Source organism: Chromobacterium haemolyticum (assembly GCF_002081825.1).
GTDB classification, from domain to species: domain Bacteria; phylum Pseudomonadota; class Gammaproteobacteria; order Burkholderiales; family Chromobacteriaceae; genus Chromobacterium; species Chromobacterium fluminis.
Map to the genome: position 1 here is coordinate 79086 of NZ_MUKU01000015.1, position 15410 is coordinate 94495.

A 15410-nucleotide genomic window follows, 5' to 3' on the forward strand; every position below is an offset into this window, starting at 1 on the left:
GGGGGGGGGGCTGGCGCTCGCGCTGCTGCTGTCGCTGCGCGACGCGGGCGAGCCCTTGCCGGCCGGCGTGGTCTTGTTCTCGCCGTGGACGGATCTGGCGGCGACCGGGGCCTCGCTGGTAGCGAACGATGCGTCCGACGTGATGCTGAGCGCGGTGGCGGTGAGGAATTTCTCGCGCTACTACCTTGGCGACGCCGCCGCCGATCATCCCATCGCCTCGCCGCTCTACGGCGAGTACGCGGGCCTGCCCGATCTGTTCATCCAGGCCAGCGACACCGAAGTGCTGTTGGACGACGCCGCGCGCGTGGCCCGCAAGGCGAGCGCGGCCGGCGTCGCGGTGGAGTTCAAGGTGTGGCGGCGGCTGCCGCACGCATGGGCCACCTTGGCGCCCATGCTGCCGGAGGCGAGGGCGGCGATCAAAGAGGCCGGCGGTTTCGTTCGCAAGGTGGCGCCATGAACCGCGAATGGAAGCCGGCGCCGGGCGGCGCGTGGGTGGACGCCGCGCCGGCGGGCCGGCATGCGGCGCTGCGCCTGTTTTGCTTCCCTTACGCGGGCGGCGGCGCGGCGGTGTTCCGGGGGTGGGAGGAGCGGCTTCCGGCAGAGGTGGATGTCCGGCCCATGCATCCGCCGGGGCGGGGGCGGCGGTTTCACGATGCGCTGCGCTACCGGCTGGATCAACTGGCCGACGAGGCGATGGACGCGATCACGCCGCTATTGGACCGGCCTTACGCCTTGTTCGGGCACAGCATGGGGGCGAGCCTGGCGTTCGAAGTGGCTCAACGGGCGCGGGCGCGCGGCCTGCCGTCGCCGTCATGCCTGATCGTTTCCGGGCGCGCCGCGCCGCACTTTCCCGCGAGGGATCGGCCGATCCACGCTTTGCCTGACGAGCAATTTCTGGACGAGGTGATGAGGATGAACGGCACGCCGGCGGAAGTGCTGGAGCACCCGGAGCTGGTTCAGATCATTTTGCCGGTCCTGCATGCCGATTTCGAGGCGATAGAGACCTACCATCCCGAGCCGCGCCCTCCGCTGAGCTGCCGGATACTTGCTCTTGGCGGCAGCGAAGAGGTTCGGGGCGCGGAGGCGGCGGCTTCATGGCGCGGCTACACCACCGGCGGTTTTCGCAGCGAGATCCTGCCCGGCGATCACTTCTTCCTTAACGGGAGGCCGGAAAGCCTGTTCGCGATACTGAAGCAGGAGCTTGGCCGCGCTGTGTGAGGGCCCGGCCCGCGGCGGCTTACAGGTTCTGGCCGACGCGCCACAGCACGCCGGAGGGATCGTGCAGGCAGAAGTCGCGCATGCCCCAGGGCTGGTCCACGAGCGGGCCTATCTTGGCCGGATAGCGCTCGGCGACGCCCTGGGCCAGCCATTGGCGGTGCCAGGCGTCGACATCGTCGACCAGTAAGTGCAAGACCAGGTTTTCCGCCAATTGCGGATGATAGAAGTCCTGCAGCAGGAAGCTGCACTGGCCATGGACGAAATAGCTGACGCCGTGGCTGTCCGACTTTTGCTCGAAGCCCAGATCGGCGTAAAAGCGCTGCGACAGCGCGTAGTCGCGGGCGGGCACGAAGGCTTTGATTTCAATGCTGCGCAATTGAGACACGGGGAAACTCCTTGCGGTGGTGGGGCGGAAAAAAACCGCTGCGGCAGGGCGCGCAGCGGTTGTCTCGTTTGGGGGCGGGAGCCGGCTTATTGCGCCGGCGCTTCGCCTTCCAGCATGGAAACGCCTTCCAGCCCGGAGCGGAACACCGCCTGTTGCAGGGTGTCGATCGCCTTTTTGCGGAAGAACTGCTTGCGCGTCACCAACAGCACGCGGCGCTGCGGCGCCGGCGTCTTGAACGGCACCACCGACAGCAGCGATTCATCGGTCGGGCCAATCGAAGTGGACGGCATCACCGTGACGCCCATGCCGCTGGCCACCATGTGACGGATGGTGTTGAGCGAGCTGCCCTGCAGATTGGCAGCCAGCGTGCCGCCGTGGCTCTGCCGGCTGGCGAGGTCGCTGCAGGCTTGCAGCACCTGGTCGCGGAAGCAATTGCCCTGGGTCAGCAGCAAGACGCTCTCGTCTGCCAGCTGATTGGCGGCGATGGCGCCCAGCTTTTCCCAGGGATGGCCCTTGGGCGTGGCGACGACGAAGGGTTCGTCGTACAGCGGACTCGCCACGGTGCCGGCTTCATCGAAGGGGTCGGCGACGATGATGGCGTCCACTTCGCCCCGCTTGAGCATTTCCGAGAGCCGGGAGGTGTAGTTCTCCTCCAGGATCAAGGGCATGTCAGGCGCCAGGATGCGCAAGGCCGGAATCAGGCGCGGAAGCAGATAGGGGCTGATGGTGAAAATCACCCCCAGCTTCAGCGGGCCCACCAGCTCGTTTTGATGCTCGCCGGCCAGGCGTTTGACGGTTTCGGCTTCTTCCAGCACGCGTTGCGATTGCTCGATGATGCGCTCGCCGATCTCGGTGACGCTGACTTCCTGGCCGCCGCGCTCAAACAGCGTGACGCCCAGCTCGTCCTCCAGCTTCTTGATGGCGATGGACAGCGTCGGCTGGCTGACAAAGCAGCTTTGCGCCGCGCGACCGAAGTGGCGCTCCCGCGCCACCGCGACGATATAGCGAAGTTCGGTCAGCGTCATGGCTCAGCGCTGGTGCTCCGGCAGCACGATATTGACTTCCAGCACTTCGAAGTCGTCCTGGCGCTCCACTTGCACCTTGATGTCGTCCAGATTGACCGCGACGTATTTGGAGATCACTTCCATCAATTCGCGCTGCAGCGCCGGCAGATAGTCGGGCGCGCTGCGGCCGTTGCGTTCGTGGGCCAGGATGATTTGCAGGCGTTCTCTGGCAATGGCCGCGGTTTTCTGGCGCTTGCCAAAGATCATTTCGATCAGGGACATGACTTAACCTCCAAAGAGGCGTTTCAGAATGCCGGCTTTTGGGGCATCGAGGAAACGCATCGGGCGCTCTTCGCCCAGGAAACGCGCCACCACGTCGGAATAGGCGTCGGCAACGTCCGAGCCTTTCAGGTGGATGGCCGGGGTGCCGGAGTTGGAGGCTTGCAGAACGGTCTGCGACTCCGGAATCACGCCCAGCAGCGGCACGCGCAGAATCTCCTTCACATCGTCCACCGACAGCATTTCGCCCTTGTCGACGCGACCGGCGGAGTAGCGGGTGATCAGCAGATGTTCCTTGACCGGCTCGCGGCTTTCTTCCGCGCGCTTGGACTTGGAGGACAGAATGCCCAGGATGCGGTCTGAGTCGCGCACCGAGGAGACTTCCGGATTGGTGACGATCAGCGCTTCGTCGGCGAAGTACAGCGCCATCAGCGCGCCTTTTTCGATGCCGGCCGGAGAGTCGCAGACGATGTATTCGAAGCCGGCTTCGGCCAGGTCCTTCAACACCTTCTCCACGCCGTCCAGCGTCAACGCGTCTTTGTCGCGGGTTTGCGAGGCGGGGATGATGTAGAGGTTGTCGCAGTTCTTGTCCTTGATCAGCGCCTGGTTCAGGCTGGCTTCGCCGTTGACGACATTGATCAGGTCATAGACCACGCGGCGTTCGCAACCCATGATCAGGTCCAGGTTGCGCAGGCCGACGTCGAAGTCGATGACGACGGTTTTGTGACCGCGCAACGCCAGGCCGGAGGAGAAGCTGGCACTGGTAGTGGTTTTACCGACGCCACCCTTGCCGGACGTTACAACGATGATTTTTGCCACAGTCGATCCCTTTGAATAATCGCTTGTTACTCGCCGAGCGCGGTCATGACCAGGCGCTCGTTCTCGAGATAGATTTGAGTTGGCTTGCCCAGAATGCTGTCGGGCAAGGCTTGTTCGATAGTTCGATAGACCCCGGCGATGGACACCAGTTCGGCCTCCATGCTGCGGGCGAAAATGCGGGCGCCGGCGTTGCCGCGCGCGCCGGCGAGAGCGCGGCCGCGCAAGGGCGCGTAGATATGGATGTTGCCGTCGGCGATGACTTCAGCGCCAGCGCTGACCATGGCCAGCACGATCAGGTCGCAGCCCTTGGCGTAGATTTGCTGACCGGCGCGCACGGGACGGTCCACGATCATGGCGCCGGTGGCCGGAGCCGGTTCCGGCGCGGCGGGTTTGTCGGCGGGTTCCGGCGTGTTCTGCGCTGAGCGAGGCGGGGTGGCGCTGCTGGTGTAAGCGAGGCCGAACTGGCTGGCGACGCCGGCCAGCGCGGTGCTGGGGTGGCGCAGGGCCACTGCGCGGATGCCGCGTCGGCTGAGCATGGGCAGCAGCCGGCCGTAATCCAGTTCGGCGGGGGCGGGCAAGGCTTCCACGTCGAGGACGAAGGCTTCTACCGGCGCGTCGTGGCCGGTGCCGAAGCGCGCATCCAGCGCCTGGCTCAGTTCGTCCAGGTCGTCGGTGCGCAGCATGAGCGCCAGCAGATCCAGGCTGGCGGATTTTATGTCGAATGCGTTGGCCGCAGGGCTCATTGTACTTGGCTTCATGTAGATAGATTTATTCTATGGGGCGAGTGTACTGGGTTGCTGACGGGCTTTCAATGGCGTTGCTCGGCTTGGGGCCAAAAGGCCGAAATCGGCAGGCGCAAAGGACTTGGGCGCGGGCAAGTGTTGCAATTGCGGGAATCGTTGAGCGAAGAGGAAGGGAAAGGCCTTTTTGTAATGTCTTTGGAATGTTTGTATTGCAAAAATCCATGAAAAATAGTGATTTAGCGACTTGTGCATTGCAACATTTTCTTGACTCGAGAAAGCCGACCAGCCACAATGGCAATTGTTGCGATGCAACATCAAGAGCGCAGGTTAAGTTCGCTGTCGTTGCTGAGCTGTCAATTTTGGATATTTTTTAGGAGTCGTCATGTTTACCACTACTCAAGAATTCTCCGCTCTCGGCCAGTCGCAGTTCGACAAGGCCGTGCGTTTCTCCTCCATCATGCTGGCCGGCGCTGAGCGTCTGGCCGCGCTGCAACTGGATCTGTCGCGCAAGCTGCTGGCCGATAACGCCCAGGCAATCAAGGCGCTGAGCGAAGTCAAGGATCCCAAGGCTTTCGCCGAAGTGCAGAGCAGCCTGGCCCAGCCGTCCATCGACCAGGCTTTCTCCGTGGCGCGCAATGTGTACGATGCCGCGCTGGCCACTCAGAACGAGCTGACCGCTTTTGTCGAAGAGCAGATCGCCGAAGGCAACCAGACCCTGCTGAGCAATCTGGATCGTTTGTCCAAGAACGCGCCGGCGGGCTCCGATGCAGCGGTGTCCGCTCTGAAAAGCCTGGTGAACACCTCCAACGCCGCTTTCGAAAGCGTGTCCAAGACCGCCAAGAAAGTCAGCGCGGAAATCGCCGAAGCCAGCGTGGAAGCCGCCACCAACTCCGCCAAGGCCGCCAGCGCCGCCGTCGCCCGAGGCAAGAAAGCGACCAGCGCCGTCTGATTCCGGTTCTTGTCGTGAAAAAAGCCCGCATTCGTGCGGGCTTTTTAGTTTTTGGGCCCCAGAGGCGACTGGGTTGCAAAATCGCTCCACAGCTGCCCCCAGGCTTGCTGGCAGCCGTTCGCCTGCAGAATCAGCCTGGCAAGGCTGGCGGCGTAGTGGTCTTGCAGTCGGGGAGGCTCGGCGAAGTCCTGACGCGCCGTCGCGCTGTCCGCGGTCAGGTTCCGTTCCGTCAGATAGCGTTGGGACAGCCGCACCAGCTGTTCCCATAGCTGCCATTGCTCGCGCAGCGCGGTTTTCCAGTCAGGCGTGATCTGTGTGGCCGGGCTGGGCGGAGCGTGTCGTCTCAGCATGAACAGCAGGGCCTCCCAGACCTGGCGGGTATAGCGCGCGCTGCCGGCCGGGCCGCAGCGAAGCCAGGCGGCCGGCAGCGGCGCCAGCGCGTCCAGCAAGGCCACGGCGGTGGGAGGCGGCGCGGGTTCGGCGCCCAGCAAAAGCATGAAGCCGAAGTCCGCGCCCAGAGGCTGCCAGGCGCCATCCAGCTCCAGAAAGGGGATGCCTTGTTCGTGACAGAGCCGCAGCCGGGACGATAAGGAGGCTTGATGCAGGGGATCGATATTGATCCAGCAGCAGGAGGACAGGTAAAACCCTTGCCAGTCGCGAGGCAGCCAAGACGGCAGTCCGCTTGTGCCCGCGGACGCGGACAACCCCCGGCTGGCCAGGCGCTGCTGGAGCCAGTGGAGTTGCGGTGCTGAGCCTTGGGCGATATAGGTCACTATGATTCCGGTTGGGCTGCCCGACGCTATGGCGGCTGCGGGCGTCGGGGCATTTGGCGAGCGAGCGAGGCATCGCCGTCTTGGGCGCGCCCCGACGCTCTTAATTGAACGATACCTGCAATGCGGCGACGGGTAAAAGAATTATTTATGGTATTTAGTAACAATCACTTGCTTTACTAAGCGGATGCGACCGAGGCGTCCAAGCATGAGCGATTGTAGCAAATAATGATGGCATATTGCGTTGCAATATCAGCGTTGGCGAATGTGCGCAGATGGGGAGGACGGGCATGAAAAAACCGGCGACCCGCGCCGGTTGTCTGTCAGGGCAAGCGCCGTGCGCTTATTTTTCGAAGCGGGCGATGCCGTCGACCAGTTCGGCCTTGGCGTCGTCCAGAGTGCCCCAGCCTTGAATCTTGACCCACTTGCCTTTTTCCAGATCTTTGTAGTGTTCGAAGAAGTGAACCATCTGGCCGCGCAGCAGTTCCGGCAGGTCTTCCAGCTTTTGGATGGACTTGTACATCGGGCACAGTTTTTCCACCGGCACGGCCACCAGCTTGGCGTCAACGCCGGATTCGTCTTCCATCTTGATCAGGCCCAGCGCGCGACAGCGCACCACCACGCCCGGCGGCAGCGGGAACGGCGTCACCACCAGCACGTCAACCGGGTCGCCGTCGCCGGCAAGGGTTTGCGGCACGAAACCGTAGTTGGCCGGATACATCATGGAAGTGCCCATGAAGCGGTCAACTACCAGCGCGTTCCAGTCTTTGTCGAATTCGTACTTGATCGGGGCGGCGTTGGCGGAGATTTCGATGACGACGTTGAAGTCGCCCGGCATGTCTTTGCCCGGGCCGATGCTAGCGAGATCCATCAGGGAATCCTTGTTGAGCGTGTTGAACACAATGTTTCGATAAACCGCGCAATTATAGCAGTAGCTGCCGCGCTGCGTATCGGGCGGGTATAATCGCCGACGATTGTATTAGCGCTAGAAAGAATGGATTGATGCTGGACAAATGGATCGTCGAGTTCGACAAGGGGCTGCGCACCCTGTTTGCTTCCGCGCAAAGCCTGAGGCCGCATCCGGATGCTGCGCTGGACGAGGCGGAGCTGGCGGCGGAGGAAAAGAAACACGCGCTGGGGCTGATGAGGGTGAACCACTGCGGCGAGGTGTGCGCCCAGGCTTTGTACCAGGGGCAGGCGCTGACGGCGCGCAAGCCTCAGGCGCGCGAAGCCTTGCGCCAAGCGGCGCAAGAAGAGGTGGAGCATCTGGCCTGGACCGAGAGGCGCATCCGCGAATTGGGCGGCCGGCCCAGTGTGTTCAACCCGCTGTGGTACACCGGTTCGCTGGCGATAGGCGTGGCCGCGGGGGTGTTGGGCGACAAGTGGAATCTGGGCTTTCTGGAGGAAACCGAGCAGCAGGTGGGCGCGCATCTGGACAGCCATCTGAGCCGTTTGCCGGCGGCGGACGTCAAGAGCCGCGCGATTGTCGAGCAGATGCGCGATGATGAGTTGAAGCATGCGGACATGGCCCATGATCTGGGCGCCGCCGCATTGCCGGCCCCGGTGAAGGGGGCGATGAAGTTGTCCGCCAAGTTGATGACGGGCGCCAGCTACCGGCTTTGATTGAGGGGGCTTTCAAAAGAACAGGCCTGGATTTCAGGCCTGTTCGCATTGTGGCGCGGGCGTCTCAGTCGCGACGGCGCTTGCGTCCCGGCAAGCTGGTGACGATGCCCAAGCCGATGATGGCGACGCTGATCAGGCCAGTGAGCACTTCGCCGAGTTCGACGTGGAGCGCGGCGGCGAACATGATGGCCACCAGGGCGGCGATGGCCCAGAAAGCCGACGTTTCCAGGTATTTGAATTGACCGATGATGTTGCGCTCCACCAGCAGGATGGTCATGGAGCGCACGAACATCGCGCCGATGCCGAGCCCGGCGGCGATCAGCCAAAAATTGTTGGTGATGGCGAAGGCGGCGATCACGCCGTCCATGGAGAAACTGGCGTCCAGTGTTTCCAGATAGACGAAACCGATCAGGCCGTTCTTGGCCGCGGCGGTTTGAATGTCCATGCCGCCGAACAGCTGCTTGAACACGTGCAGCGCCATGAACACCACGTATCCCCAGAAGCAACTGCTGAGAAACTCTACCTTTTGACCTGCGGGAATGGCGGCGGCCACTAGAGCGATCAGCAGAATGGCGATCAGCGACTGAGCGTTTTCAACCGAGCCCAGCCGCGCCAGCAGCGGTTCGACGGCCGGCAACCAGTGTTCGTCCTTTTCCTTTTTAACGAAGTATTCCACCACCACCATCAGCAGGAAGGTAGCCCCGAAGCCCATGATCATCAGGTGGGAGTCATGCATGATCTGCTGGTAGCGCAACGGTTCGCGGGTGGCGATAGCGAAAGCCTCGAGCAGGGGCGTGTCGCCGGCGACGGCGACGATGAGCAGCGGGAAGAGAATGCGCATGCCGAACACCGCGACGGCGATGCCCACCGTCATGAAGAGCTTGCGCCACAGCGAGCTCATCGCCTGTAGCACGCTGGCGTTGACGACCGCGTTGTCGAAGGACACGCTGGTTTCCAGAATCGCCAGTACCAGGGCGGTGACCAGAAAGGAGCTGGCCATGGCGGGGCCGCCCAGCTGGAAGCCGTACCAGCCGGTGGCGGCCAGCACGACGACGCTGAACAGCAGCGAGCCGGTGAAGTAGGAGAGCGTGGTGCGCATGAATGAATTTGCCTTGTTGTGCCGGACGAGCCAGATCCGCCCGGCGTCGGGAGCGGCGCCGGCGGGTGATGACGCGAGATGATAATCGCGACGGTTTTTAGATCAACGCGCGCGGGCCAGGCAACTCTGATAGCGGCCGTCGACGCGCTTGGCGAACCATTCGGTGGTTAGCTTGCGGGTGATCTTGGGGCTTTTCAGGTCGATTTGCGGCAGCCGCTCGCGCGCGGCGGGTTTGCCGAAGCGCTGGTCCGCCAACGCGTAAGTTTTGCGGTAGAGCTCGCTTTGGCCGAAGGCCGCGCTTTTCTCCAGTTTCAGGTCACGCAGAATCTCGCCCTGGCCCATGCCCAGTTTGCCGCCCTGGCTGACGACCGCGCTTTGGGTGGTGCTGGCGTAAGCCTTGCCGTCCTTGTAGCTGAGCAGGTCGCCGTCCAGCGTCAGATCCTTGCCGCTGAGTTTTTCCATGACGGCTTGGAAGGCCGCGTTGCGGCTGCTGTAGCGGCCGGCGTTGAAGTCGGCGAAGCGGTACAGCATCTGGCTGTATGGCGCAGGGTATTGCAGAAGGATGGCCGCGCCGAAGTAGACGCCGCCGCGGCGGGTGAACACTTCCTGGCGGATGCTGCCGCTGCGCGGGTAGGGGTAGGGCCAGACTTTGACGTGCCCTTCGGCGAATTCGACGCTGACTTGCATCGGCCCGCCGGTGCGTATCGGGTTCTTCATGCTCATCGGCAGGCCCAGCTTGCTGGCTTCGCGCGCCATGTCTTCGAACAGATCGTTCATTTCCCGTTCGGTGCGCAGGCTATCGATTCGCGCCTTATAGCTTTTTCCGTTGGGAGATGTCTTCATCAATCCGGCTTTGACCACCGGCAGCGGGATCAGGTAGCCGTGAGCTCGCTCGGCGATTTTGTCCCAGACGATGGCGGGCAGATTGGGCACGGTGGGGTCTGCCTGCCAACTGGATTCTTGTTCGATTACCGCCGCCAGCGCGCAGAAATTCTCCGCGGTATACGGGATCTTCAGATGAGTGAAGGCCGCGAGCATGTCGTTGCTCCAGCCCTGGCGGTCGCGGATCTTGGCCGGCAGCAGGCGATTGAGCAGCAGGCGGCCGGCTTGAGGGTCGTTGTAGGCGGGCCTGAGCGGCGGCGCGGTCACGGGAGGGGGCGAGGGCGGCGTTTCGACCGGCGGCGGCAGAGTCTCCGGTTCGGCGGGGACGGGGGCGACGACGACGGGCGCGGAGACAGGCGCTGGAGGGGTGACGTTGGCGCAGGCGCTCAGCAGCGCGGGCAATAGGGCAAACAGCAAGCGGGACGGTTTCACGGTGCGCGGGAGGGGGCGGAATCAAACCTTGAAGGTTAGGCTATCTTGCTGTCATCGGCAATCGCGCTCAGAGGTTCTGGTAACGATTCACGATTTGCTTGTAGACGCCGCTTTTTTGTATCGCGCGCAGGCCTTGGTTGAATTCGTCCTTCAAAGGCGCGCTGCGGAAGGCCATCCGGTACACGGTAGGAGCGAACAACCGGTGGATGTCCACCGGCGCGGTTTTTTCCTTGAACTGGGTGGCGAGCTTGTGGTTCATCCAAGCGAAGATGTTGCGGTCGGCCACCACCACGTCAACGGAACCGCGGAACAACAGCCGGTTTTGATCCACCTGATTGGCGGTTTCCGCGTAATTGGGGTTGTTTTTGGCCATGTCCTTGAAGGCTTCGCCCAGGTATTGCCTGGCCAGAGAAAAGGCCAGCACCCGGTAAGCGCCCAGTTCCTTGGCCTGGTGCAATTGAATGCGGCGGCTGCTGAGGGTGATGGCCACATCCTCGTAACTGATGTAGACATCGGAATACTCGGCTTGCAGTCCGGCTTGTTCGCCGACGGTGGCCACCGCGTCGATATCCTTGTTCTTGAACGCCATCGGCAGGCGGGGCTGGGAAAAGAAGACCGGCTCAATCCTGTAGCCGCGTTCTTGCAGGGCCGCGCGCACGATCTCCAGCTCCAGCCCGCTTTTGCCGCCCTCCATCACATAGGGCTCCAGCGACTCGCCAAACGCCACCTTGACGAGCTTGTGTGCGTGAGCGTTGACACCGAGGGCCAGCAGCAAGCTGCCTAGTATCAGTAATCTCCCCATTGGCTTGCCTTCTTGACTTCCTCGCTTCTGGCGCGCGCAGTGGAAACCACGCTGTCCGGGCGATAGGGTTGCGCATCATGTATGGAATGCATTTTGCGCGTTCGTCGCCGGCGCTGACAAGCGGCCTCGCGGCTCAGTCCGTCAGATAAGGCATGGGGTCGACCGCGGAGGAGCGGACGCGCAGTTCAAAGTGGAGCTTGACCCGAGTGGTGCCGGAACTGCCCATGGTGGCGATGGTGTCGCCGGCTTTGACCGCCTGGCCTTCTTTGACCAGCAATGACTGATTGTGAGCATAGACGGTGAGGTGGGCATTGTCATGCTGGATGATCAACAGATTGCCGTAGCTGCGGATGCCCTTGCCGGCGTAGGTGACCTTGCCGTTGGCCGCCGCGCGGACGGGCGCGCCAGCTTCGCCGGCGATGTCTATGCCCTTGCTGCCCTGGCCGTTGAATTTGGCGATGATCGGACCCTTGGCCGGCCAGACCAGTTTGATGTTGGCCACCGGGCGAGCCGCGGGCTTGCTGGGTTCCGAAGCGGAAGGCTTGGCCGCGGGCCGGCTGGGCTGTGGGCGCTTGGCGGGGGCTTGAGCGGCGCCGGTGGGCGGGGATACGCGCAGCAACTGACCTGCGTTGATGCTGCCGGGGTCTTTCAGTCCGTTCCAGCGCACCAGGTTCGCCACGCCGACCCGGTGGTTCTGGGCAATGCGGAACAAGGTGTCTCCTGGCTTGACGCGGTAAAAGCCGGCGGACTCCACCGCGGCGGGTTGCGAAGTACTGGCGCAGGCGGCAAGCAGCAGGGATAGGGAAACGGTGATAAGACGGGCGGACAAGGACATGGCGCAGATTCTAGCATTGCCGCCGGCGGCTGCGAGGTTTCTGTGAGCAAACGCCGGCGGCTGGACTAAAAATCATGTTAAGGACTGTGATGGGCATTGGGCGGAGGCAACGGGATGAAACTGGGATGGGTGATGGGCGGCTTGTGGAGCATGGCGACGCTGGCGGCGGAGCCGTCGACGCTTTCCATCTACAGCGTGGAGTATCCGCCGCTGGTGTTGAAGGGGGAGGGCGGAAAATTAAGCGGCATCGCCGCGGAGGCGGTGGCCCAGGCGCTGCAATTGGCCGGCTTGGGCGTGCGCATGCCGGAGATTCCCTGGAAGCGCGCTCAAATGCAGGTGCAGCAAGACGCGGACAGCTGCTTGACGCCTTTTACGCGCTCCCCGGAGAGAGAGAAGATGTACCGCTGGGTGGGTTTGGTGATGGAAAGCAATCAATCCCTGTTCATCAATAGCCATCATCCGGTGGTCTTGAATTCGCTGGACGACGCCAAGGGCAAGCGCATCGTGGTGTTATTGGGTTCGTCGATGGCGGATTATTTGAAAAAGAACAATATCGCCTATTCCGTCAGGCCCACGCCTGAGGAGGCCGAGCGTGAATTGGCCGCGGGCGTGGCGGACGTCTGGGCGGTGCATGACGTGGTGGCCAACTACACCATCAAACAAGTGGGTACGCCGGCCGACCATATCCGGGAGGCCTTGCAGGTGCAAACCACCAGCATCTATATGGCCTGCAGCCTGAAAATGTCGGATGCGACCGCGTTGAAGCTGAGCAGGGCGTTTCAACAACTGCGCGAAAGCGGGAAGCTTGAGAAAATCGTCGCCAAATACATGAAGTGACGATTGTCGGCGCATGGTATTTTATGGTGACAGTGTCTACTCGTATTAATTTTTCAAGGGTACAGTATCTTGGAAAAACAAGTTGAACTGTCACTGATGGCTGCGAAATGACTGGGCTAGAATGGTGCCAGTTTTTGGGTCGCCACGGATCTGGCGGCGCAATGGTGATTCTTTTGTCATTCCTGGACAAGGACAGTCATGAACCGAACCTACTTAGCCCATCTTGAAGCCACGCTGGCGCAGATTCGCGCCGACGGTTTTGAAAAGCCCGAACGCGTGATCGCCACGCCCCAGCGCGCCGACATCGCCTTGAGCAACGGCAGCAATGTGCTGAATTTCTGCGCCAACAATTACCTGGGCCTGGCCGACGACCCGCGTTTGATCGAGGCGGCGAAGAAGGGCATGGACGACTTCGGCTACGGCTGCGCCTCGGTTCGTTTCATCTGCGGCACCCAGCAAGTGCACAAGGATTTGGAACAGGCGATTTCCGGCTTTTTGGGCACCGACGACACTATTTTGTACTCCAGCTGCTTCGACGCCAACGGCGGCGTGTTCGAAACCTTGCTGGGCGAAGAGGACGCGGTGATTTCCGACGAGCTGAATCACGCCTCCATCATCGACGGCGTGCGCCTGTCCAAGGCCAAGCGCTTCCGTTATAAGAACAACGACATGGCCGATCTGGAGACGCAGCTGATCGCCGCGGAACAGGCGGGAGCGCGATTCAAGCTGATCGTCACCGATGGCGTGTTCTCCATGGACGGCATCATCGCCGATCTGAAAACCCTGTGCGAAGTGGCCGAACGTCACGGCGCGCTGGTGATGGTGGATGATTCCCACGCTGTCGGCTTCATCGGCGACAGCGGCGCGGGCACGCCGGAATTGTGCGGGGTCGCCGATCGCGTCGACATCTACACCGGCACCCTGGGCAAGGCCCTGGGCGGCGCGTCCGGCGGCTATGTGTCCGGCCGCAAAGCCATCATCGATCTGCTGCGTCAGCGCTCGCGTCCGTACCTGTTCTCCAATACTCTGGCCCCGGCCATCGCCGCCGCCAGCCTGGAAGTGCTGAACATCCTCAAGGGCGGCGAGGGCGCGGAACTGCGCGCCAAAGTGCGCCGCAACGCCGAACTATTCCGTCAGGAAATGAGCGCAGCCGGTTTCACTCTGGTGCCGGGCCAGCACCCCATCGTTCCTGTGATGCTGGGCGATGCTAAGCTGGCGGGCGAGATGGCGGCCAAGCTACTGGAGGAGGGCGTGTACGTGATCGGTTTCTCCTTCCCGGTGGTGCCCAAGGGCAAGGCGCGCATTCGTACTCAGATGTCGGCGCGCCACAGCGAAGAGCAGGTTAGGCTGGCGGTGGCGGCTTTCATCAAAGTGGGCCGCGAGCTCGGCGTGATCTGAGGCGTAGCGCCGCGCGCCCAAGAGGGCGCCGCGGCGGATAGGAACAGCAATGAAAGCATTATCCAAACTGAAGGCCGAGCGCGGCCTGTGGATGACCGATGTGGCCAAGCCGGAAATCGGCCACAACGATCTATTGATCCGTATTCGCAAGACCGCGATCTGCGGAACGGACATTCATATCTGGAACTGGGACGATTGGGCGCAAAAAACCATCCCGGTGCCGATGCACGTTGGCCATGAATACGTCGGCGTGGTTGAAGCGATCGGCTCGGAAGTGCAGGGCTTCAGCGTCGGCCAGCGCGTGTCGGGCGAAGGACACATCACCTGTGGCCACTGCCGCAACTGCCGCGCTGGCCGCCGTCACCTGTGCCGCAACACCTTCGGCGTGGGGGTCAATCGCGAGGGCGCGTTCGCCGAGTATCTGGTGATTCCGGCCTTCAACGCCTTCCCGATTCCGGACGACATTTCCGACGATCTGGCGTCCATTTTCGACCCCTTCGGCAATGCGGTGCACACCGCGCTCAGCTTCAATCTAGTGGGCGAGGATGTGCTGATCACCGGCGCGGGTCCGATCGGCATCATGGCGGTGGCTATCGCGCGCCATGTCGGCGCGCGCCACGTGGTGATCACCGACGTCAACGAATACCGCTTGGAACTGGCGCGCAAAATGGGCGCGACCCGCACGGTGAACGTGGCCAAGCAGGACCTCAAGCAAGTGATGGCCGAATTGCACATGAGCGAGGGCTTCGACGTCGGCTTGGAAATGTCCGGCAATCCGCAGGCCTTCCGTCAGATGCTGGACACCATGAACCACGGCGGCAAAGTGGCCTTGCTGGGGATTCCCCCGGCCGACACCGCCATCGACTGGAACCACGTCATCTTCAAGGGCCTGGAAATCAAGGGCATCTACGGCCGCGAAATGTTCGAGACCTGGTACAAGATGGTAGCCCTGATCCAGTCAGGTTTGGACATCACCCCCATCATCACTCACCACTTCCCGGTGGCGGAGTTCCAGCAGGGTTTTGACGCCATGTTGTCCGGCCAGAGCGGCAAGGTGATTCTGGACTGGAGTTGACGGCCGGGAACCGCTGGACGCATCAACCCTCTTCGCCGACGAAGAGGGTTTTTCATATATAGGAGCGCGGTTTAAACCTGCTTTGAGAAAGCTTGAGCCTTTGGGGCCGGCCGGCGAGAATGCGCTGACAAAAGGGATGGGGTGAAGGGCCGCTGGTCGGCCTTTGCGGCTTGGTCCACCCGCGCGCGGCGGTGCGTTCCGTTCCGATTGTTTGAGTGAGTTCAGAGTTTGCCCTCTCCACATAGCGGAGAGGGCTTTTT

General features: G+C 62.3%; 19 protein-coding genes. 8 read left to right on the forward strand and 11 right to left on the reverse strand.

Annotation, left to right across the window (positions count from 1 at the left end):
* Window positions 1-10 precede the first annotated feature (10 nt).
* Together B0T39_RS26220 and B0T39_RS26225 are read left to right on the forward strand one after the other, a co-directional pair.
* Window positions 11-457 (forward strand): alpha/beta hydrolase fold domain-containing protein, encoded by a 447-nt coding sequence (locus B0T39_RS26220; RefSeq protein WP_254894559.1) that lies wholly within the window; start codon window positions 11-13, stop codon window positions 455-457.
* Window positions 454-1218, forward strand: coding sequence for a thioesterase II family protein (locus B0T39_RS26225; protein WP_081547348.1), 765 nt, complete (start codon window positions 454-456; stop codon window positions 1216-1218). Before B0T39_RS26220 ends, B0T39_RS26225 begins: the two co-directional genes overlap by 4 nt.
* A gap of 19 nt (window positions 1219-1237) precedes the next feature.
* On the opposite strand, the gene B0T39_RS13265 is transcribed toward B0T39_RS26225, so the two are convergent.
* From B0T39_RS13265 to minC, 5 genes are all read right to left on the reverse strand, one after another.
* A complete protein-coding gene (locus B0T39_RS13265) occupies window positions 1238-1603 on the reverse strand; it encodes a VOC family protein (protein ID WP_081547350.1) in 366 nt (121 codons plus the stop codon).
* Window positions 1604-1689: 86 nt separating this feature from the next.
* Window positions 1690-2628, reverse strand: a complete 939-nt coding sequence (locus B0T39_RS13270) for a LysR substrate-binding domain-containing protein (protein ID WP_081547352.1) — start codon at window positions 2626-2628, stop codon at window positions 1690-1692.
* Window positions 2629-2631: 3 nt separating this feature from the next.
* Window positions 2632-2889: a cell division topological specificity factor MinE gene (minE, locus tag B0T39_RS13275; RefSeq protein ID WP_019104116.1), complete on the reverse strand. Its 258-nt coding sequence runs from the start codon at window positions 2887-2889 to the stop codon at window positions 2632-2634.
* A 3-nt stretch (window positions 2890-2892) separates the two neighbouring features.
* On the reverse strand, window positions 2893-3705 hold the full coding sequence (minD, locus tag B0T39_RS13280) for a septum site-determining protein MinD (protein ID WP_081547354.1): 813 nt from the start codon (window positions 3703-3705) through the stop codon (window positions 2893-2895).
* Between the two features lie 26 nt (window positions 3706-3731).
* A complete protein-coding gene (gene minC, locus B0T39_RS13285) occupies window positions 3732-4448 on the reverse strand; it encodes a septum site-determining protein MinC (RefSeq protein WP_081547356.1) in 717 nt (238 codons plus the stop codon).
* A 32-nt stretch (window positions 4449-4480) separates the two neighbouring features.
* Here minC and B0T39_RS25090 point away from each other — a divergent pair, with 32 nt between their 5' ends.
* The gene (locus B0T39_RS25090) at window positions 4481-4822 is read left to right on the forward strand and encodes a hypothetical protein (RefSeq protein WP_141111220.1); all 342 of its coding nucleotides are present in this window, start codon (window positions 4481-4483) and stop codon (window positions 4820-4822) included.
* A gap of 8 nt (window positions 4823-4830) precedes the next feature.
* The gene (locus B0T39_RS13290) at window positions 4831-5397 is read left to right on the forward strand and encodes a phasin family protein (protein ID WP_081547358.1); all 567 of its coding nucleotides are present in this window, start codon (window positions 4831-4833) and stop codon (window positions 5395-5397) included.
* A 44-nt stretch (window positions 5398-5441) separates the two neighbouring features.
* On the opposite strand, the gene B0T39_RS13295 is transcribed toward B0T39_RS13290, so the two are convergent.
* Window positions 5442-6170: a hypothetical protein gene (locus tag B0T39_RS13295; protein WP_081547360.1), complete on the reverse strand. Its 729-nt coding sequence runs from the start codon at window positions 6168-6170 to the stop codon at window positions 5442-5444.
* A gap of 340 nt (window positions 6171-6510) precedes the next feature.
* The gene (gene ppa, locus B0T39_RS13300; RefSeq protein WP_081547362.1) at window positions 6511-7038 is read right to left on the reverse strand and encodes an inorganic diphosphatase; all 528 of its coding nucleotides are present in this window, start codon (window positions 7036-7038) and stop codon (window positions 6511-6513) included.
* Window positions 7039-7169: 131 nt separating this feature from the next.
* Between ppa and coq7 the strand changes: the two genes are divergently transcribed.
* Window positions 7170-7790 carry a 2-polyprenyl-3-methyl-6-methoxy-1,4-benzoquinone monooxygenase gene (coq7, locus tag B0T39_RS13305; RefSeq protein WP_081547364.1) on the forward strand — a complete coding sequence of 207 codons (621 nt, stop codon included), beginning with the start codon at window positions 7170-7172 and terminating at the stop codon, window positions 7788-7790.
* A 64-nt stretch (window positions 7791-7854) separates the two neighbouring features.
* Here coq7 and B0T39_RS13310 read toward each other — a convergent pair whose 3' ends face one another.
* From B0T39_RS13310 to B0T39_RS13325, 4 genes are all read right to left on the reverse strand, one after another.
* A complete protein-coding gene (locus B0T39_RS13310) occupies window positions 7855-8889 on the reverse strand; it encodes a DUF475 domain-containing protein (protein WP_081547366.1) in 1035 nt (344 codons plus the stop codon).
* 102 nt (window positions 8890-8991) lie between these two features.
* Window positions 8992-10203 (reverse strand): DUF1615 domain-containing protein, encoded by a 1212-nt coding sequence (locus tag B0T39_RS13315; protein ID WP_081547368.1) that lies wholly within the window; start codon window positions 10201-10203, stop codon window positions 8992-8994.
* Window positions 10204-10270: 67 nt separating this feature from the next.
* Window positions 10271-11005, reverse strand: a complete 735-nt coding sequence (locus B0T39_RS13320; RefSeq protein WP_081547370.1) for a substrate-binding periplasmic protein — start codon at window positions 11003-11005, stop codon at window positions 10271-10273.
* Window positions 11006-11138: 133 nt separating this feature from the next.
* A complete protein-coding gene (locus B0T39_RS13325; RefSeq protein WP_081547372.1) occupies window positions 11139-11840 on the reverse strand; it encodes a peptidoglycan DD-metalloendopeptidase family protein in 702 nt (233 codons plus the stop codon).
* Between the two features lie 114 nt (window positions 11841-11954).
* Between B0T39_RS13325 and B0T39_RS13330 the strand changes: the two genes are divergently transcribed.
* From B0T39_RS13330 to tdh, 3 genes are all read left to right on the forward strand, one after another.
* Window positions 11955-12677 carry a substrate-binding periplasmic protein gene (locus B0T39_RS13330; RefSeq protein WP_081547374.1) on the forward strand — a complete coding sequence of 241 codons (723 nt, stop codon included), beginning with the start codon at window positions 11955-11957 and terminating at the stop codon, window positions 12675-12677.
* Window positions 12678-12875: 198 nt separating this feature from the next.
* Complete coding sequence (locus B0T39_RS13335) at window positions 12876-14075, forward strand: glycine C-acetyltransferase (protein WP_081547376.1); 1200 nt, start codon at window positions 12876-12878, stop codon at window positions 14073-14075.
* 49 nt (window positions 14076-14124) lie between these two features.
* The gene (gene tdh, locus B0T39_RS13340) at window positions 14125-15150 is read left to right on the forward strand and encodes an L-threonine 3-dehydrogenase (RefSeq protein ID WP_081547378.1); all 1026 of its coding nucleotides are present in this window, start codon (window positions 14125-14127) and stop codon (window positions 15148-15150) included.
* Window positions 15151-15410 lie beyond the last annotated feature (260 nt).